The 18,425-nt window shown below is 69.4% G+C and carries 20 protein-coding genes and 1 tRNA gene; 5 read left to right on the top strand and 16 right to left on the bottom strand.

Annotation, left to right across the window (positions count from 1 at the left end):
• Positions 1-2: 2 nt before the first annotated feature.
• Genes H9I38_RS07805 through H9I38_RS07815 form a run of 3 tightly spaced genes read right to left on the bottom strand, consistent with a single transcriptional unit; the run spans position 3 to position 3,025 of the window.
• Entirely contained in the window at positions 3-1,514 is a 1,512-nt protein-coding gene (locus H9I38_RS07805) for a PP2C family protein-serine/threonine phosphatase (protein WP_226338221.1), read from the bottom strand.
• Positions 1,515-1,517: 3 nt separating this feature from the next.
• Positions 1,518-2,012 carry an FHA domain-containing protein gene (locus tag H9I38_RS07810; protein WP_226338222.1) on the bottom strand — a complete coding sequence of 165 codons (495 nt, stop codon included), beginning with the start codon at positions 2,010-2,012 and terminating at the stop codon, positions 1,518-1,520.
• Complete coding sequence (locus tag H9I38_RS07815; RefSeq protein ID WP_226338223.1) at positions 2,009-3,025, bottom strand: FhaA domain-containing protein; 1,017 nt, start codon at positions 3,023-3,025, stop codon at positions 2,009-2,011. The genes H9I38_RS07810 and H9I38_RS07815 overlap by 4 nt, the downstream gene beginning before the upstream one ends.
• Before the next feature lie 405 nt (positions 3,026-3,430).
• Between H9I38_RS07815 and H9I38_RS07820 the strand changes: the two genes are divergently transcribed.
• Positions 3,431-3,514: transfer RNA gene (locus tag H9I38_RS07820), tRNA-Leu, on the top strand.
• A 122-nt stretch (positions 3,515-3,636) separates the two neighbouring features.
• Here the strand turns inward: H9I38_RS07820 and H9I38_RS07825 are convergent.
• Complete coding sequence (locus H9I38_RS07825; RefSeq protein WP_226338224.1) at positions 3,637-4,614, bottom strand: hypothetical protein; 978 nt, start codon at positions 4,612-4,614, stop codon at positions 3,637-3,639.
• A 117-nt stretch (positions 4,615-4,731) separates the two neighbouring features.
• On the opposite strand from H9I38_RS07825, the gene H9I38_RS07830 reads away from it, so the two are divergent.
• Positions 4,732-5,169, top strand: a complete 438-nt coding sequence (locus tag H9I38_RS07830) for a VOC family protein (RefSeq protein WP_226338225.1) — start codon at positions 4,732-4,734, stop codon at positions 5,167-5,169.
• 22 nt (positions 5,170-5,191) lie between these two features.
• On the opposite strand, the gene H9I38_RS07835 is transcribed toward H9I38_RS07830, so the two are convergent.
• Positions 5,192-5,653 carry a MarR family winged helix-turn-helix transcriptional regulator gene (locus H9I38_RS07835; protein ID WP_226338226.1) on the bottom strand — a complete coding sequence of 154 codons (462 nt, stop codon included), beginning with the start codon at positions 5,651-5,653 and terminating at the stop codon, positions 5,192-5,194.
• A 21-nt stretch (positions 5,654-5,674) separates the two neighbouring features.
• Here H9I38_RS07835 and H9I38_RS07840 point away from each other — a divergent pair, with 21 nt between their 5' ends.
• The 3 genes from H9I38_RS07840 to H9I38_RS07850 all read left to right on the top strand — a co-directional run bounded on the left by H9I38_RS07840 (position 5,675) and on the right by H9I38_RS07850 (position 9,330).
• Positions 5,675-6,730, top strand: coding sequence for an ABC transporter substrate-binding protein (locus H9I38_RS07840; protein WP_226338227.1), 1,056 nt, complete (start codon positions 5,675-5,677; stop codon positions 6,728-6,730).
• Positions 6,731-6,901: 171 nt separating this feature from the next.
• Complete coding sequence (locus H9I38_RS07845; RefSeq protein ID WP_226338228.1) at positions 6,902-8,314, top strand: APC family permease; 1,413 nt, start codon at positions 6,902-6,904, stop codon at positions 8,312-8,314.
• Complete coding sequence (locus tag H9I38_RS07850) at positions 8,314-9,330, top strand: acetamidase/formamidase family protein (RefSeq protein ID WP_226338229.1); 1,017 nt, start codon at positions 8,314-8,316, stop codon at positions 9,328-9,330. Before H9I38_RS07845 ends, H9I38_RS07850 begins: the two co-directional genes overlap by 1 nt.
• Before the next feature lie 10 nt (positions 9,331-9,340).
• On the opposite strand, the gene H9I38_RS07855 is transcribed toward H9I38_RS07850, so the two are convergent.
• The 11 genes from H9I38_RS07855 to H9I38_RS07905 form a co-directional block, all read right to left on the bottom strand.
• Positions 9,341-9,811, bottom strand: coding sequence for a hypothetical protein (locus H9I38_RS07855; protein WP_226338230.1), 471 nt, complete (start codon positions 9,809-9,811; stop codon positions 9,341-9,343).
• Positions 9,804-10,205, bottom strand: a complete 402-nt coding sequence (locus H9I38_RS07860; protein WP_226338231.1) for a hypothetical protein — start codon at positions 10,203-10,205, stop codon at positions 9,804-9,806. Before H9I38_RS07860 ends, H9I38_RS07855 begins: the two co-directional genes overlap by 8 nt.
• Positions 10,202-10,642, bottom strand: a complete 441-nt coding sequence (locus H9I38_RS07865; RefSeq protein WP_226338232.1) for a hypothetical protein — start codon at positions 10,640-10,642, stop codon at positions 10,202-10,204. Before H9I38_RS07865 ends, H9I38_RS07860 begins: the two co-directional genes overlap by 4 nt.
• A 58-nt stretch (positions 10,643-10,700) precedes the next feature.
• Positions 10,701-11,720 (bottom strand): hypothetical protein, encoded by a 1,020-nt coding sequence (locus H9I38_RS07870; RefSeq protein WP_226338233.1) that lies wholly within the window; start codon positions 11,718-11,720, stop codon positions 10,701-10,703.
• A gap of 83 nt (positions 11,721-11,803) precedes the next feature.
• Positions 11,804-12,385 carry an STM3941 family protein gene (locus tag H9I38_RS07875; RefSeq protein WP_226338234.1) on the bottom strand — a complete coding sequence of 194 codons (582 nt, stop codon included), beginning with the start codon at positions 12,383-12,385 and terminating at the stop codon, positions 11,804-11,806.
• A gap of 90 nt (positions 12,386-12,475) precedes the next feature.
• Positions 12,476-13,138, bottom strand: a complete 663-nt coding sequence (locus tag H9I38_RS07880) for a hypothetical protein (RefSeq protein WP_226338235.1) — start codon at positions 13,136-13,138, stop codon at positions 12,476-12,478.
• On the bottom strand, positions 13,135-13,626 hold the full coding sequence (locus tag H9I38_RS07885; protein WP_226338236.1) for a hypothetical protein: 492 nt from the start codon (positions 13,624-13,626) through the stop codon (positions 13,135-13,137). The genes H9I38_RS07880 and H9I38_RS07885 overlap by 4 nt, the downstream gene beginning before the upstream one ends.
• 36 nt (positions 13,627-13,662) lie before the next feature.
• Positions 13,663-15,210, bottom strand: a complete 1,548-nt coding sequence (locus H9I38_RS07890) for a hypothetical protein (RefSeq protein ID WP_226338237.1) — start codon at positions 15,208-15,210, stop codon at positions 13,663-13,665.
• Entirely contained in the window at positions 15,207-15,560 is a 354-nt protein-coding gene (locus H9I38_RS07895) for a DUF6507 family protein (RefSeq protein WP_226338238.1), read from the bottom strand. The genes H9I38_RS07890 and H9I38_RS07895 overlap by 4 nt, the downstream gene beginning before the upstream one ends.
• Positions 15,561-15,819: 259 nt before the next feature.
• Positions 15,820-17,298, bottom strand: a complete 1,479-nt coding sequence (locus H9I38_RS07900) for an amino acid permease (RefSeq protein WP_226338239.1) — start codon at positions 17,296-17,298, stop codon at positions 15,820-15,822.
• Between the two features lie 263 nt (positions 17,299-17,561).
• Positions 17,562-18,422 carry a DNA-formamidopyrimidine glycosylase family protein gene (locus H9I38_RS07905; protein ID WP_226338240.1) on the bottom strand — a complete coding sequence of 287 codons (861 nt, stop codon included), beginning with the start codon at positions 18,420-18,422 and terminating at the stop codon, positions 17,562-17,564.
• Positions 18,423-18,425: the final 3 nt, after the last annotated feature.

The raw sequence follows: 18,425 nt of genomic DNA on the forward strand, positions 1-18,425 counted from the left end.
GGCTACCCTCCGCAGATGGTCGAGCGGTCAGTGGACGAGGAGGGCCCGGGCGCGGAGCCGGGGCTGGCCGAGTCGCTCTTCGAGGCGCTCGGCTTCGGGCTCGGCGAGGCGGACTCGCCGGGCTTCCCGCTCTTCGAGGGCGAGGGCTTCTTGCCGCTCGCGTGCCCCGAGGGGAAGCAGCTCTGGGCGCGGGCCATGGATCGCAGGCTCTCGACGATGCTCTGAGCGTGTCCGAGGTCCCGGGCGGCGACCGTCCGCTGCAGGTTCTGCCGCGCGTTCTCCGGCAGGACCGCGACGTCCACGTTGGACTCCTCCTGGACGTGCGAGAGGGAGATGGGGCCGAGCCGCTGGGCCACCCCGTTGTAGACGGCCACCTTCCCGTCATGCTCGCCGACGTAGTAGCGCGTCTGCGTCCACATGTAGCCGAGCGTGCCGACCACGGCGAGCAGCAGCACGAGGACGCCGAGCACCGCCGGCAGGAGCCAGGGGCGGCGCCGGGCGGGATACGCCTGGACGACGCTCTCCCCGTCCTCCTCCGAGGAGCCCTCGGTCTCGTCTGCGTCCTGGCCGTCCCTCGCGCCCTCGGCGGCGGAGCGCTGCTCCGAACTGTGGGCCGTGACCACGGGGAGCATGCCCGTCTCCGTGGCGAGCGAGGCGGCGCCCACGAGACGGTGCGGGCGCCGGTTGAGGTCTTGGCGCAGGATCGCGGCGCTCGGGGCCTCCGGATCGACGGGCGCCCTGTGGGCGCTCTGCAGGCGCTCCGGCGCCGGCACGGGGTCCGCGGGCAGGGTCTCGGCGTCCACAACGTCGACGACGGCGACCGTCACGTTGTCCGGTGCGCCGCCCTCGAGGGTGCGCTCCACGAGGATGTCGCAGATCTCGGTCAGGCTGTCCGTGGAGCGGACCACCTCCTCGATCTCCGCGAGGGAGACTACGTCCGTGAGGCCGTCCGAGCAGAGGAGCCAGCGCTCGCCGAGCTCGACCTCGAGCGTGGCGAGGTCCACCTCGGGGGAGGCGTCCGAGTCTCCGAGCACGCGGGCGATGACGTTGCGGTGCGGGTGGGTCTTGGCCTGCTCCGGCAGGAGGCGGCCCTCGTCCACAAGCCGCTGGACGAACGTGTGGTCCAGGCTGACCTGCTCGAACACGTCCCCGCGCAGGCGGTACGCGCGCGAGTCCCCGATGTGGGCGAACTGGATCCGGTCTCCGTCGATGAGGAGCGCCGTCAGCGTCGTGCCCATGCCCGCGAGATCGGGGCTCGTCTTGACGATCTCGTTCATGAGCAGGTTGGCGTTCTGGATCTCGTCCGCGAGATTCAGGGCGGCGTCATCCTGATCGCGGCGGTCCAGGGGCGCCAGCCCGAGGACCGCGGTGGCCGAGGCGACGTTGCCGCCGGCGTGGCCGCCCATGCCGTCGCCGAGCACGGCGAGGTAGCGGCCGGTGTAGGCGGAGTCGTCGTTCTTGCGACGGACCTGGCCCACATCGGTCTTGGCGGCGAAGGTGAAGGCGAGCTGCAAGGGCTAGTTCCTCAGCTCGAAGACGGTCTTGCCGATGCGCAGCGGCGTGCCGGGCTCCACGGGGATGGCGCGCACGAGCGGCTCGGAGCCCACGAACGTGCCGTTGGTGGAGCCGAGGTCCTCGATGAACCAGCGGCTGCCCTGCGGGAAGAGGCGGGCGTGGCGCCCCGAGGCGTAGTCGTCCGCCAGCACGAGCGTGGACTCCTGCGCCCGGCCCAGGAGGACGGGCGAGTCCGCGAGCTCGACGACGGTGCCGGCCTGCGGGCCCTCGGTCACCACGAGCTTGGTCGGCCGCACCCGGGCGGGAGCCGGAGGGGTGGCCGGAGCGGCGGAGGCGCGGGACGAGCTCCCGCGCGCGGCCTGGGGCGCCGCGGAGCCCGCCCTGCGGGGGCCGTTGACGCCGAGGTCCCGGCGCAGGGCGCCGATGATGAGGGCCACCATCACCCAGAGGAGGATGAGGAAGCCGAAGCGGATGGCGGTGACGGTCAGCTCGCTCACGTGCGCGCCCCCCGCCTGTCCTGGTCCGGATAGTCCGGCTCGAACCGGGCGCCGCGCTGATGCGTGCTCCGCGGGGGCCGCTCCTGGAGGCGGAACGAGACGCGCGTCCCGGCCAGGCTGAGGACGGAGCCGTCCGTCAGCTCCTCCTCGCGCTCCAGCGGGAAGCCGTTGAGGTGGGTTCCGTTGGTGGAGCCCAGATCACGGACCCAGTAGCGGCCGTCCTCCGCGATGATCTCGATGTGGCGGCGCGAGACGCCGTCGTCCTCCACCGAGATGTCCGCCGAGGAGGAGCGGCCGATGACGACCGACTCGCCCTCGATGGCATACCGCTGGCCCGCGACGGTGAGGATGCCCTGGTACTCGGGCTCCTGCGGCTCGTCATAGGCCGGGGCCGCGGCCGAGAGGCGGGTGTCCGCGTAGCCCTCCTCGAAGCCGTCCCGGGCCGAGGAGCGGTCCGCGGCCGGCGTCTCGGCGGATGCGCCGGAGAGGGCGCCGGGCTCGGCGTTGGACGGGGCGTGATCCGGAGCGGCGGGCGGCTCCGAGGCGAGGTCCTCTGCGTCTGCGGGGTCCCGGGGAGAGTCCTCCTCCGGCCGGTGGTCCCTGGCCTCCCGGTGGCGGTGCTCGCCGTAGGGGAGCGGATTGCCCTCGTTGTCCGTGAAGTCCGTGTCCACCTCGAACTCGTTCTCCCCGAGCTCGGGGTCCCGGACGAACTTCACCTCGACGTCCGCGGGCAGCGTGTAGCCCTGGTTCCGGGCGTGGCGGATGAGGACATCGCACAGCTCTTCCGCGAGCTGGGTTCCCCACTCCTTGGCCTTCTCATAGGCGCCGGAGCCGAAGCGGAACGTGGCGTCATTCGGCGCGATGCTGCGGTCTTTCCGAGAGACGATGGCGCGGTCTGTGGCGTTGCGCAGAGCGCTCGCGAGCTCGACCGGCTGCAGATTCCCCCCGCGGCCGCTGAACGGCTTGCGGACGGCCCGCTCGATCCGGCGCTCGAGGTTGTCGAGCAGTCCCATGGGACCCCCTTTCCATCGCATCTCGGGCGGCGCCCCCGGACGTGTCCCGGGCACGCTGTGCATGCGGCGCACCGAGGCCGCGTAGACCCGATACTACTGAAGCGTTCTGGGCGCCGCCTGTTCCAGCGCTGGATTGCGTGGACAGTTTTCTGTGCGAGCGCACAATGTCCACAGGCCGGCGGCGGGCCGTCGTCGCCCTCTGATCCCCGGCACGGCGGGGCGCTCGGGAAGGGGTGCAGAGAGACGGGGCGACGGCGAGAGGGGCGTGGCGGGAGTGAAGAGATCGGGTGTGCCGGGAGAGGGGGAACGCGAGTCGAGCAGCCGAGCCCGGGCACGATTTCTGTTCTGTGCGAGCCTGGGCTAAACTTGTCGAGTTGTCTGTGGGCAGTGCCCGCAGGTCTTCACGCGCGAATGGCGGAATTGGTAGACGCGCTGGCTTCAGGTGCCAGTGCCCGCAAGGGCGTGGGGGTTCAAGTCCCCCTTCGCGCACCGCGGCTCGGATCCGGAACGGATCCCGAGCACAGGCCCCGGTCACGGATGTGGCCGGGGCCTTCTGCGTTTCCGGGGTGGCGATGTTTCCGGGGCGGCTCCCGCACGTCCGTGGCCCGCGGTCACATGCCCCGGCGGTCCTGGGGGCCCAGCCCCCACGAGTCCTCGGCGAAGAAGAAGCCGATGGTCAGCATGTTCCTCAGCAGCTCCTGGAAGACGGTCGTGTTGAACGTGTCGGGGTCCGGCGTGGAGCGGAGGTGCTCGTCCATCCGGCGCTGATGCGCGGCCGTCAGCTCGGCCAGCTCCTGCACGCCCACCACGAGCCGGTCTTCAGGCCTCGCCCGCTGGAAGCGGAATGCGGCCTCGAGGCGGGACTCGCTCTCGAGGTCCACGGTGAGCCGGCGCTCCGCGTAGACGCCCTCGAGCGGGCTCTGGAAGCGGTCCGGGTCGCGGGCGATCCAGGACGCGGCCCGCGCGAGCCGATTGGCGCCCTCGTCTCCGGGCTCGGCCCAGTCGATGCCCTCGACGACCTCGGCGGCCGTCATGTCCTGGCCGTCGGCGTACCGGGAGACGAGCCAGTCCACGTCCCCGCTGGCGAAGGTCGTGGCGGGCAGGGCTGAGAGGTCGTCGATGAGGTTCCAGGCCGCCACGTCAAAGCCGCAGACGAAGCGCGCGAGGCGGTTCTCCGCGTAGTCCCGCCGGCTGGCCGCGAGGTGGCCCACCCCGGCCGCGCGCGTTCCCCGCCTGGCCATCGCGTCGACGGAGATCACGGCGGCGTCCGCCACCCACGTCTGCTCGAGGGATCGGGACAGGCCCTCGAAGGCCCGCTCGTGGCCCTCCTTCACGGAGGGATTGAGCCGGAGCCGAGACCGGAAGGCGATCCCGGCGCGGTCGCCGGGCGCCGTCGCGGGCTCGACCGCGAGGCGGGGCAAGAGGAGCGGATCGGTCTTGCCTCCCCACTCGCCGGGGAGCATGGGCGCCGCGAACTCCGTGAGAGCCGGGGCGAGCTCGGGCGGAGTCTTCTCGAAGCGCGGGAAACGGGGCGGGCTGCCGTGCTGAGCGGTCCAGGCGCGGACGATCTCGGCGGGACGCGGGGACATGCCGGCGGGGTCTCCTCGGGGCTTCGGGGCAGGCGGGCCCTTCGAGCCTACTGGGGCGCGGAGAGGCGCGGCGCGCGGCCGGGCGACGACTCGCGCGTCCCCGCATAGGCTGGCGGCATGGCACAGGCGCGCAGATTCGACCACGTGGGCATCACGGTCGCGGACATGAACCGGGCAGAGGCGTTCTTCGGGGTGATCGGCTTCGAGACCGAGGGCTCCGCGCACATGGAGGGCGAGTTCGTGGACACGGTCACAGGCCTCGCAGGCTCGCGGAGCGAGATCCGCGTCCTGCGGCTCCCCGGCGCGGAGACCACGCTGGAGCTCTCGGCGTTCGAGACGCCCGCGCACGAGCCCGGCCCCGAGGCTCCCCGCCCCACTCTCGCGGGTCTGCGGAACCTCTGCTTCGAGGTGGAGGGCCTGCCCGGCCTCGTCGAGGAGTACGCGAGCCGGGGCTACGGGCTGGTCGGCGGGATCGGCGAGTGGCAGGGCGCCTGGCGCATGGCCTACGTCCGCGGCCCGGAGGGGATCATCCTGGCGCTCGCGGAACGGCTCTGAGGGGCCGTTCTCCTCTGCGGCGCTATCGCCTGCTCGGCTGCCGCTCAGGCGCCCGCTGCGCCGGCGCCTTCTGCGCGGCCGGCTCCTGCGCGGCTGCCTCTTTCGCGTCCGCCTTCTTCTCGGCGGAGCGCGTGCAGCTGAGCCGGACGCCGTTGACGATCGCGTTGGCCCGCGCGCACAGCGCCGAGCCCTCGAGAGAGCGGGCCACGAGGATGCGCCGGCGGTCGTCGTCGGGAAGCGTGCGGAAGAGGAGCCCCCGGTCCACGAGCCCGTCCACGAGGCGGGAGAGCGTGGCGTTCGCCAGGCAGACCGCCGCGCCGAGCTCCTTCATGGGCACGGCGCGCTGCTCGCTCACTCGGCGCAGGATGCGCCACTGGTCGACGGTCAGCCCCGCCTCCGACTCCAGCGCGCCAGCGATGTCGCGGGCGGCTCGGCGGGCGGTGGTCAGAAACTCGTCGACGGCATCCGCTTGCTCTCGGGTCACACCACGACGATACTCGATGCGATGACAGCGGCCGAGGTGCTCATGGACCCCCTGGAGGTCCTGGTGCGGGGTCGGGGCCCCCGCCAGGTCAGGGTGGCGCTCGCCCTCCCGGGCGCCGGTCCCCTCGGCATGGCCCGTCCCGCGGCCATGGCGGCCGCGGTCCTCGCCGCGGAGACGGTGAACGACGACGGCGGCATCCGGGACCGTGACATGCGCCTCGTCCCCGTGGACGCGGGAGCGGGTCCTGCGGGCAGCGCCGCGGCTCTCGCGCCCCTCGTGGACGGGGGACTGGTGGACGCCGTCGTCGGATTCCACACGAGCGACGTGCACCGCGAGCTCGAGCGCGTGACGGCCGGCCGCATCCCCTATTTCTTCACCGCGCCTCACGAGGGCGGAGAGCGGCGCCCCGGCGTGGTGCGCGTGGGCCCGGGCCCGATGCGGCAGCTGGCGGAGCCGATCCGGCAGCTCAGCCGAGCGGGGGCGCGGCGCTGGGCGCTCGTGGGCAGCGACTACGTGTGGCCGCGGTCAGTCCACCGCGCGGTGCGGCGGGTCATCCGCGAGGCGGGCGGCGAGGTCGTGGGGGAGCGGCTCGAGCCGCTCGGCCGCTCCCGCCCGGCGGAGGCGGTCCGGCGCGTGGAGTCCTGGCGGCCGGACGCCGTGCTCCTCACGATGGTGGGGCGCGACCTGGCCCTCTTCAACCGGGCGTTCGCGGCCTCCCCGATGCTGGGGCGCGTCCTGCGCCTCTCGGGCGGCCTCGAGGAGACTGGTCTCCTGGAGATCGAGGGGGACCGCACGGGCACGCTCTTCTCCGCGATGGACTGGTACGCCGGGGATCCCGAGGACGAGGTCTCGGACCGGTATGCCCATCGGTGGGGCGAGGTGCGGCCGCCGCTCGCCTCGTATGCCCGCAGCTGCTTCGACGGCCTCATGCTCTTCGCCGAGAGCGCGTCCGAGGGCCGGCTGGACCCCTCCCGGCCGTGGGCGGGCCTGCATCCGGAGGAGGCGGGAGCCCTGGTGCGCCCGGGCGTGCTCGCGTGTGCGGACGGCGTGCTGCTGCGCCCGCTCGGCCGCTCCTGAGGGCGTCCGCTCCCTCCGCCCCTTCCGGCGCCTGCCCGGCCGCCCCGCGGGCGACCCCTGCCGACATCCCGGCGGCCTGACCCCGCCTTCTTGCCAGTGTGTCTTGCCTCACATACTCTTTCCACATGGAAGTGTTCCAGGAGGGAGCACCCTGAGAAGGCAAGGACCGCCATGGCAGAGCAGACCCCCGCTGCGCCTGATCGCACCGCTCCCGAGCACCGGCTCGAGGAGTTCGGCTACACCCAGGAGCTCAAGCGCACGCTGAGCTTCACCGACCTGCTCGTCTACGGGCTCATCTTCATGGTGCCGATCGCGCCGTTCGGCATCTTCGGCAGCGTCTACCAGACCTCCGGCGGCATGGTGGCGCTCACCTACGGGATCGGCATGGCCGCCATGATGTTCACCGCAAACTCGTACGCGCAGATGTCCCAGGCCTTCCCCATGGCCGGCTCCGTCTACACGTACGCGGGCCGGGGGTTCCGCCCCTGGGTGGGCTTCCTCTCCGGCTGGGTCATCCTGCTCGACTACGTCCTGGTGCCCTCGCTCCTCTACCTCGTGGCGAGCGTGGCCATGGCCTCGATCCTGCCGGCGGTCCCGGTGTGGGCGTGGCTCATCGGGTTCATCGTCCTCAACACGGTGGTCAACTACACCGGCATGGAGATGACGGCGAAGGTCAACAAGATCATGCTCATCGCCGAGCTCGTGGTCCTCGCGGTGTTCCTCGTCCTCGGCGTCGTGGCCCTGGCGCAGGGCAAGGGCAACGGCTTCAGCTTCTCGGCCTTCTTCAACCCGCACACGTTCACCCTGCCGCTCGTGCTCGGCGCGGTCTCGATGGCGGTCCTCTCCTTCCTCGGGTTCGACGGCATCTCGATGCTCGCCGAGGAAAACCAGGGCGGCTCCAAGAACATCGGCCGCGCGATGATCGGCGCTCTGGTCCTCGCGGGCGTGCTCTTCATGGTGCAGACCTGGGTGGCGAGCATGCTCGTGCCGGACGCCGCGAAGATCCTCGCCGAGGGCGACCCGGACGGCACGTCCTTCTACGAGGCGGCCCGCGTGGCCGGCGGAGGCTGGCTCGCCGTCCTCACCGCCCTCTCCACCGCCGTGGCGTGGGGCTTCGCGAACTCGCTCGTGGCCCAGGCGGCCACCTCCCGGCTGCTCTACGCGATGGCGAGGGACCGCCAGCTGCCCCGCTTCCTCGCCACGGTCAGCCCGAAGCACGGCGTGCCGGTCAACGCGACCTTCGTCGTCGCCGGCATCTCGCTCGTGGTGGGGCTCGTCATGGCGGCGCGCGACGACGGCATCACGCTCCTCGGCACGCTCGTCAACTTCGGCGCGCTGTCGGCGTTCCTCGTGCTGCACCTCGCCGTCATCAACCACTTCATCCGGCGTCAGAAGAGCCGCGACTGGCTGCGGCACCTCGTGTTCCCGCTCATCGGGTTCGGCATCCTGCTCTTCGTGGTCATCAATGCGAAGATCGCAGCGCAGGTGCTCGCGCTCGGCTGGCTGGGCGTCGGAGTCCTGGTCCTCATCGTCTTCAAGATCCGCAACCGAGAGCCGTCCCTGGCTGGAATGGAGGACGCCTGATGGCTGACGTCTTCACCCTCGACGCCGTCCCCGAGAACCTCGTCACCTCGTTCGGCGGGAACGAGCCGCGGCTGCGCGTGCCCGCGGGGTCCGTCGTCGAGCTGACCACGGAGGACTGCTTCGGCGGCCGCGTCCGCTCGGCGGAGGACCTTCCCTCGAGCGTCTGCGACCTGGCGGGCCTCAACCCCGTCACGGGCCCGATCTTCGTGGAGGGTGCGGAGCCCGGCGACACCCTCGCGGTCCACTTCGCGGAGATCCGCCCGCGGCGGGACTGGGCCGTCTCCTCCACGTTCCCGCACTTCGGCGCCCTCACGGGAACGGGGACGACGGCGATGCTGCACGAGCCCCTCGAGGAGCGCGTGTGGGTGTACGAGGTGGATGTCGAGAGGGGCGTCTGCCGGTTCCAGGCCCGGAACAGCGAGTTCAGCGTGGAGCTGCCGCTCGACCCGTTCCACGGCACCGTGGGCGTGGCCCCGGCCGCGGGGGAGCGGACCATGTCCGTCACGCCCTCCGCGCACGGCGGCAACATGGACACCCCGGAGCTGCGGGCCGGGACCACCGTCTACCTGCCCGTGCACGAGCCGGGAGCGATGCTCGCCATCGGCGACGGCCACTGCCGGCAGGGCGAGGGGGAGGTCTGCGGCACGGCGGTGGAGGCGGCGATGAGCACGACCGTCGTCGTCGACGTCCTCAAGGGTGAGCAGACCGCGTGGCCGCGGCTGCAGAGCGACGAGTTCATCATGTCCACCGGGTCCGCGAAGCCGCTCGAGGACGCGTACCGCGTCTCGCAGCGGGACATGGTGGGCTGGGTGGCGTCCCTGACCGGGCTGGACAGCCTCGACGCGCTGCAGCTCGTCAGCCAGGCCGGGCTGGCGCCTACGGGGAACGTGGTGGACCCGAACTACACGATGGTGGCGAAGATGCCGACGGCGCTGCTCGGCGGCCCCGACGCGGTCTGGGACGGCGTCCACGCCCGGCTCAGGGCTGTGGGGCAGGAGCACCTGGAGCGGCGGTAGGGGGTGCCCCTCACTCCTCTTCGCCGGCGTTCACGACGACGTCGGTGGGGCGCAGGCCTTGGGCACGGGCGGCCTTGACCGTCATCGCTGCGATCTCCTCCGGCGTGGTGTTGTGCAGGACCATGCAGTAGTGGCCGGTGTCGGGCAGCGGCTTGTCGGGGTCGACAGGGTCGACGAATCCGAGGGCTTTGAGCGCTTCGATGGTCCCTGTCGGGATCCGCTCGTCCTGAAGGGGGCTGTAGAAGACCTCGATCTGGGTTTCGTCGGGCCAGGAGAAGATCGCGATGTAGCGTCCTTCGGCGTAGAGCGCCTTGCGCCGGAACAGGCCGCCGAGAAGGGGCTTCTCGGGTCGGCGGAGCGGCAGTCGGTCTTCTCGCTCTTTGACCGCCGCCACCGCGATTCCGTTCCACTGCGGAGTGTTGAGAAGAGCGACGATGGCGTCGTAGAGTTCGGTCTCGTTGTTGACTCTCTGGTCAGCCATTCTGTCTTTGCTCCTTACGCACCTTGCGCCGTTCTCGGCGGCGCTGGCGTTGTTCTTGCTTGATGGGTCGGAACCAAGCAGGCACGAGGAAGAGGGGATAGGGCAGGGAGATGAGACCCCAGAAGAGCCAGACGGCGAAGGACACGGCGCTGCACAGCAGGCAGAGCGCGGCCGGCAGCGTCAGGTTCGCCGATTGGAGAAGCAGCGCCAGACCCATGAAGAGCAGAGCGCCGCCTACGCCGGGGATGCCGAAGAAGAGCAGGTGGTCGCGGGAGGAGTCCGCTGGGATTCTCCGGCGCCAGTCGCGTGCGGCAGAGGCGTCGCCAGTCCTGACCCCGACGCCGATGGTCACCAGCAGTCCCCCGATGACGACAAACGTGATGGCCAGGATCATGAGTTCCGCTGGTCTCGGTGAAGCTCCTTCGCGCGGCGCTTCCGAGCCTTCCACTCCTCGCGCTTTCGCTTATCTTTCCGGATCTGCTTGGCCTTGATGGGTTGGAACCAGGCCGGTGTGAGGGCCAGGGGATAGGGAAAATGGAATACTCCCCAAATGAATGTCGAAACCGCGAAGGCAACCATAGCCATGAAAAATGGCAAAATAAACAGCCCCCAGCCCAGATCATACGCGAGGATGCTGAGTCCGCAGAATATGAATATTCCGGACAGGCCAGGGATGAGGAAGAAGAAGCTCCTATCCTTAGTTCCGCCGTAACTCAGAGTTTCCTCCCAAATGGCGATTTGGGCAGCCCCTCGGGTTTTTCTGGCCACCCATGCAAGAATCCCGAGAACTACACCGACGCCCAGCGCGATGAGAGAGGTCGAACTTGCCATGAGATGCCCTTCTGCCGAGGTGCGGTTGGGGGAGTTGGGCAGGGGTCAAAGACTGCTTTCAGCCGTGGGCTTTGACGAAGACATCGTCCGGCTTCAGGCCCAGGACCTTGAACGATTCGATGAACAGAGTCGCGATCTGTTCTGGCGTGGGAAAGTCAAGGACGAGGCTGTAGCTGGCCTCGAGGATGTCGCCGCCGTCCGGGTCGGGGGCGTCGTAGCCGAGCTGGAGCAGTTTCTCGTGGGTTCCAGGAGGGACCCGGCCGGCTTTGACGGCGGCTGCGTCGACGACGACGTCGGCGCTGGCCTCCTTGACACGGTCTGTCCTGAAGAACACGTCGAACTGCATGCAGGTCTGGACCAGACGTGAAGGCTGGTAGATCGGCTCCGGTTTGGAGAAGCTCCAGCGCTTCTTCTCCGGGATGACAGGAGGAGGAAGGAGCTCGTCCCGCTCTTGCATGACGAGCACTCCGGAGCCGCCGAGCGTCTCGATGCGCTGGCGGATGTCTTCGTGCAACGAGTTCCAGATCATGGATGACTCCGCGGTGTGTGATGGGTCTGAATGAGCGTGAGGAGAGCCGGAGACGCCCGCCTGTGCGGCCGGTGGCGAATCAGGAATCGCTGCGGCCGGCGAGGACGTGGCGGAACTTGCCTGGTCGGGCCTCCAGGGCATGCCCGCCTTTGCGGCTCGTTTTTTGTCTTTCCGCTCTTGGCGGCGGCGCTCTTCGCGCCGGATCTGCTGTTTCTTGAGAGGGCGGAACCAGGAGGGGGTCAGGGCCAGAGGGTAGGGGAGCCCGAAACATCCCCACACCAACGTGATGAAACCGGAGACGAGCAGGCACAGGAACACGATGCCTGTCACGAACACATTGACGTTTCCCCCGGTGGTCAGGAGCAGCAGCCCGGAGAAGAAAAGCGTCGCCGCGAGTCCGGGCATGAGGAAGAAGACGGTCTGGTCTCGGGTCCCCGGGCGGCTGAGGATGTCTTCCCAGGTCGCGATATTGCCGGGGGTGCCGCGTCCTCTCATGGCCAGGGCGAGAGCGCCGGTGACGACTCCCGCGAGGAGGAAGACAAAGCCCATTGGGTTCACGATTCCCTCAGCGCTCCTTTGGATGGGTCAAGCACGGTCGGACGTCTCGTTGGACCGTCTGTCGGTCTTCGGGGTCAGGCGAGGGGGCCTTGGCTGTAGTCGGGTTCGCCGAACTTCTGCGTCCAGACGGCCTCAAGGACGTAGGGAAGCTGGCGGTTGTCTTTCAGGGTGGCCGGGAAGTAGTACGCGTTTTCTCCGATCATCTTGGAGTTTGCGGCCGTGAGCACACGGTTGAAGGTGCTGCTCTGGCGCTGCACTCGCGCGTAAGCCTCGGGCTTCAGGTTGACGATGGTGAATGAGTTGACCCCGTATCCCCACGAGCGCACACGCTTGACCTCCTCCCAGGCGATATCCGCTTCTGCCTGGGCTCCGATCTTCTCGCTGCCAAAGGACAGGCCGCGCTCCATGTCCACGAGGAGGCGGTTCCGGCGGGCCATCTGAAAGAGAAGCGACGGGATTCCGATGACTCCGAAGAAGAGGACTGCCGCGGCCCCGAAGATGACTACGACCCAGGAAGGGAATCGCATGGTGGGATGGGGGTTGAACAGGATCCACAGGCCCAAGGCGGTGAATCCCAGGGTGCCGAGCAGCGAAAGCCACATCCTGGTCATGTTGGTGGGAAAAACGGTCTGACCGGTCTGCTGCAGCTCGGTCATGTGTCGGTTCATTGCTTCTTGAGGGGACTGCGTCACGGTGGTCCTTTATTGTTTGCGAAATGGTGAATGCCACGCGGTGGCGTTGTGAGTCTAAGCGGAACCCACAGAGTCGAACAGCCCGGCGAGATCCGCGAATCGGAAGAAGACAGCACTTCCGGAGGCGGGGCAGAAGACGCTGTTCTCGCCGGATGCGGAGTCACTGGGCTGCTCGAGGAGGTAGCCCGTGCGGACGCCGTCTTCGAGAGCCACAACGCCGGAGAGGGTGGCAATGCTGTCAGGGTCAGCGGCCAAGGAGAAATAGATCCTCCATACACGTTCCCAACTCCGTGCGTGGAGTGCGTCCCTTATCCCGTCGCGGCTGTGGAAGAGGCTCTGGTCGAGTCCGCTGCTGAACGGTTCACCGGCATGTGCGACGCCGGCGGCGAGATCGAGTGTGCCGGAGGCGTCTGCGAGCACCATCGGCAGGTGATCCAGGCGGATGCTTCTCAGTCTGACGTTCCTGTCGTCGGCCTGTGCCACCGTGCCCAGATCCGCGAGGAAGGCGACCGTGGCGCCGTGCACCCAGAACGTGTGGGAGAGGAGTGTGTCTCCGACGGCGAGATTGATCGTGCCCATGGCGTCAGGCTCCGAGATGGCCGCAAGAGCCGGCCGGAGATCGTCGTCGCGGGTCAGCCCCTCGGGCCAGGCGGAGCCTGTGAGGAGACGGGCGAACTCTGAATCGGTCAGGGTCAGGGCTCCGTCAGTGAGTTTCACTGTTCCTCCTCGCTGCCGAATCCGTGGAAGCTGTCGAGCTCAGCGATGTATTCCCGCAGTCCGGTCAGTCGGACGGGAGACAGGCTCAGCGTGACTGTGAGGCACCGCTCTGGCGCTTGAGTGATCCACTGGATCATCATCACGGCTGCACCGTCCTCGGCGATGTGGTGGGCCGTGAGCCGGAACGCGTTCCCCGGTCGGCTCCCGCGGAGGCTCTGGGGGCATCTCTCGATGACGCGGAAGGAGTTGAGCGATTTCCCGAGGATGCGTTCGGCCTCCTCGACCCACGCTGAGAAGGGCCGGTCCAGCTTCGAGACGGTGAACGTCAGGTTCGAGCGGAGGGGAGGCGTCGTGGGCCCGGCAAAGGCGCGGACCTCCCCGCCGGGCACGTCGACTGCGGTCCAGTCCTCAGGAACGGGGAGCTCACCGCCCAGTTCCGAGGGAAACCGCCATCCCGTCGGCGTGCTGTTGTCGTGCCCTGACGTCATGGCGTCTGCCTCCTCGGGCCGCGTCCAGTGCGGGCGTCAGGAGAAGACGCTGGCGATGGCATCTTTCGCGTCTCCTGCCTTGTCGCTGATGGCGTCCTTTGCCTTGCCGGCGGTGTCCGCCACCGTGTCCTTGACCTCGCCCGCTTTGTCCATGGCATGGTCGGCGGCCTGGGAGACGTCATCCTTGACGGCGTTGGCCTTCTCGGTGGCCCATGCGGCGCCCTTGGCGGCCGTCTGCACTTCCCATTTGCCGAGGTTCTCGAGCTGGTCTCCGGCCCACTTGGTGGCGTGGCCGGCACCGTCCTTGAGCTGATTCCCGACCCACTCGCCAGCAGCGGATCCTGCGGCACCGCCGATCGCTCCGCCGATGACTCCGCCAGCCACGGCTCCGACGGGGCCGCCGAACGCGCCGATGGTGGCTCCGACCTGTGCACCAGCGACACCGCCGGCCCAGGCGCCTCCGCCTGTTGCGGCGCCGACGACGCCGGCCCGGCCGACCTTCTCTGCTGTCGACTTTCCGTCTTTGGCCGTGAACTCGTTGTACATGGCAGTGCCGACGGTCACGGCGGTCCCGGCCACCCCTGTGGCCTTCCCCAGCGTGCTCCACCCGGACTTGGGCAGGAAGTCACCCTTGAAGGTCGCCTTCTTGAACTTCTCTACGTCGATCGCGCCCCCAGCGGTCTTGGGCAGCTGCTTTTCTGAAAGGGCTTTCTGCAGGTCCTTGACCTGGTTCTTCTCGAACCCGAACGACTCCCAGTCGACCTTTCCCTGAGCGGCAAAGCGGAGGAAGCCCTCGGTCGCGGGGAGCTTGCCCGTCAACCAAGGATTCTTTGCAACTTGCGTCATGTACTTCGACAACGCACCCGCGCCCTGGAGGCCCTTGCCCATCACGTAGGAAGCCCAGTTGACTCCGTCCTTGCCGAACGGAGGCTTGAAGCCGAAGCGACTGTCCCACATCTTGCCGGCTAGGGAGGAGACCGCTTCTCCGGTCTTCTGAGCCGCTACACCCGCCGGAGTGGCGAGCGCTGCACTCTTCGCCCCTTCCACAGCGTCCTGCTGGATCCCGCCGTAGTATCCGGCCGAGGCGTCCTTGCTGCGGGGCTCTCCCGTCGGGGAGGGGATCCCGCCGAGGGCCACGATCGCCAGCGCGTCGGCATTCTGCTTGTCCGAGGAGAGGGTTGAGGCCTCCTGCTGGAGCTCGGCCCGCTTGGACTCGTTCTTGCCCTTGGAGTCCTTGTCTCCCTTGGACTCGTCCGAGGCGAGCGTGTCGAGGTCCGTGATGAGGGCCTGCCGGCGCTTGCGCAGGGACTCGTACGTGTCCGCCAGGGTGGAGAGGGCGCTGTGCGCCATCGTCCCCGCGCTCGAGAGCTCCGAGGCCTCGTTCGCCGGACGGTTGTAGGCGGAGTGGATGGTGGGCCCCACCACGGGATCCACATACTGTCCGCTGAGAGCCTGCCAGCTGGAGTTCGCGCTCGAGGCGGCCTCAGACGTCTGGCCGGCGGCGTTCTGGATGTCCTGGGCGTGGTCCCGGATGGGCTGCGGATCGTCGATGTCGACGACGCTGATGCCTGCGTGCACGCTCATCGCGCGCCACCTCCCGGCATGTCCGGGGTGCAGACCTGGCTTGCGGACGCCTGCGCGTTCCCTGAGGCCTCGGCGTCGCCCGCCTGGTGCGCGCTGATGGCGGAGCGGGTGCCCTCGGCGTTGTTGTGCCGTGCCGTCGAGACGGACGTGTGGGTCTTCTTCAGCACTTCCTCGGAGAAGGAGGAGACCGCGGCGGCCACGCCTCCGGCGTGCGGCAGCGCGTCCGAGGCCAGGAGATCGGCCGCGTTCACGGCGGCCTGCGCCTGGGCCTGCATGGTCTGCCCGTGGCTGTCAGCGGCGGCGACGGTGCCCAAGGCGGCACCGGGCTGCACGTCGAACTTCAACCCCATCTGAAATCGACTCCCTTGTGTCTGCTGCGCCGCCCCCTGCCGGGTTCTCCGGCCGAAGAAGACACGTGATTCAGGTTGCGCTTTCAAAAGGGAACCTAGCGAACTAACGGCCATGGTTCCACTTCGCCCTCGGGACGGGTCTCACGATCCGGGCGGCGACGACGCCCGCGTCCGCCGTCGTCGTCGCCCGAGAACGCGCGGGAGAGCGGCCCGGGGGAGGGCCGGGGCAGACCGGTCTCGCCTGCCCCGGCCTCCCGTGCTACAGCCGCCGCCCCGCCGCGGCGTTCTCCTCCGCGATGGCCCGCACGCGCTTGCGCACCACGAACCAGCCGATGACGAGGATCGGGATGAGGATGAAGGCGGAGCCGAGGGTGTAGGTGCCCACGGGGTAGTCGAAGGCCATGAGCAGCACCACGCCGAAGAGGAACGCGAACGTGAGGATGTTCGTGAACGGCGCGAGCGGCGCCCGGTAGCCGGGCCGCTTGAGCTCGCCCTTCTTGGTCAGGGACACGAACTTCATGTGCGCGGCCATGATCGCGGCCCAGCCGGCCATGGTGCCGAGCGAGGAGATGTTGAGGACGATGTTGAACGCGTCCTCGGGAACGATCGCGTTGAGGCCCACGCCGAGGAACGCCACCATCGCGGTGAGCGCCATGCCGCCGTACGGGACGCCGTGCTTGGTGAGCTTCCGGCAGAACTTCGGGCCGGAGCCGGCCATGGCCATCGAGTGGACGATGCGGCCCGTGGAGTACAGGCCCGCGTTGAGGGAGGAGAGCGCCGCAGTGATGACCACGAGCTGCATGATCGGCGCGATGCCGTCCACGCCGATCGAGCCGAAGAACGTGACGAACGGCGACTCGTCCGCGGAGTACGCCGAGGCCGGCAGGAGCAGGCAGAGCAGCAGGATGGAGCCCACGTAGAAGAGCGCGATGCGCAGGATGACCGTGTTGATGGCCTTCGGGATGACCTTCTCGGCCTCCTTGGTCTCGCCCGAGGCGGTGCCCACGAGCTCGATGCCCGCGTAGGCGAACACGACGCCCTGGACCACGATGAGCGCCGGGACCACGCCGCTCGGGAAGAGGCCGCCGTGGTCGGTGATGAGGTGGAAGCCCGTGGGGCTGCCGGTGGGCGTGCCGAAGACGACGAAGCAGACGCCCACGATGAGGAACGCCACGAGCGCCACGACCTTGATGAGGGCGAACCAGAACTCGAGCTCGCCGAACAGCTTCACCGAGACGATGTTCATGGACATCACCGAGACCACGACGATGAGTGCGCTGACCCACTGCGGAATGCTGTCGATGAAGTGGCTGTACTGCCCGAACCACTTGATGTAGATGGCGAGCGCCGTGGCGTCCGCGATGGCCGTCACGGCCCAGTTGAGCCAGTAGAGCCAGCCGGAGACGTAGGCGGTCTTCTCGCCGAAGAACTCGCGCGTGTAGGAGACGAAGGAGCCCGACGACGGCCGGTACACCACGAGCTCGCCGAGCGCCCGCAGGATGAGGTACCCGAAGAACCCGCACACCGCGTAGACGAGGAAGAGCGAGGGGCCGGCGTTGTGCAGCCCTTCGCCCGCGCCGAGGAAGAGGCCCGTGCCGATGGCCGAGCCGATGGCGATCATCTGGATCTGGCGCTTGCCGAGGCCCTTCTGGAGGCCCTGGTCCTCGGCCTCGAAGAGGTCGGGCTGGGCGTCCGGGCGGGCGGGGCCGTCCTGTGGGGGCGAGACGGTGTGGGACATGGGGTTCCTAACGCGGTCAGTGGATCGGCGTGACCTGTCGCGGGGCCGCGACGAGGGGAAAGGTCAGAGCTGAGACTGTACGTTACGTCACACTCGGCGAAAGTCCCGCATGGGTCCGAGTGTTGAGGTTCCCTTCGGATCGGCGGAGGGGGTGTCGAGGGGCCTGTGACCGCGGTCTCACGCGGAAGGCGGTGTGTCCGAGATGCCGGACGGAGATGTGCGCGGCGCTCTGGGCTTCGGATCCGGGCGGGGCTTTGGGGCCCTCAGCCGGCGTCCCGGGGCGGACCCGGGAGGGCCTCCGGCTGGCACTGAGGGCACCAGAACACGGCCCGCTCGCCGCCGGTCCCCGGCAGCTCGGCCCGCCGCACCGCCGCCCCGCAGTACAGGCACGGACGCCCGTCCCTCCCGTACACCCAATACCGCTCAGACCAGGACTCCGGGGTGGTCTTCCGCCGCCGGGCGCGGTTGGCGACGAGCACGTCCCTCGAGAGCCCGACGACGGCCGCTGCCGCCTCCAGCCTGTCCCGGATGACCTCGAGCGGCGTCCACGGGCTCATCCGGGCGAGGAAGAGGACCTCGGCCCGCAGCACGTTGCCCAGCCCCGCGATCCGCCGCTGGTCCAGCAGCGCCGCCCCGAGCGAGCCGTCCGAGGCTCCGCCGAGCGGTGCGGTGAGCAGGTTTGCGGCCCGCGCGGGGTCGAACGTCCGAGTGGTGCTGAGGGGGTCCTCGCCGAGGTGCGCGAGCGCTCGCGGAGCCTCCGCGGCGGGCAGGAGCCGCAGCTCCCCGAGCGAGGTCCCCACGAGCAGGCGGCGCCGGCCCTCCTGCTCGAGCGTGAGCACGGCCCGCACCCGGTGGGAGCGGAGGGCGCGGGCGGCGCCGGCGTCGTCGTCGAGCACCTCCCACCGGCCCTCCATGCGCAGGTGGGAGAGGAGCACGGCCGAGCGGGAGCCCGAGGAGAGGGTGAGGAGGAGGCGCTTGCCCTCGGCGCGGACGGAGTCGAGGCGCGCGCCCTCGAGGCGGGCGGTGGCGAGGGAGGGCCAGCGCAGGTCGCTGCCGGCCACCGTGGCGCCCTCGAGGGGGCGGAGGGCGGTGGCGAGGCGGAAGAGGGTGTCGCCTTCGGGCATGCT

The sequence above is a fragment of the Arthrobacter sp. UM1 genome, from assembly GCF_020483305.1.
In the GTDB taxonomy this organism is placed as follows: Bacteria; Actinomycetota; Actinomycetes; order Actinomycetales; family Micrococcaceae; genus Falsarthrobacter.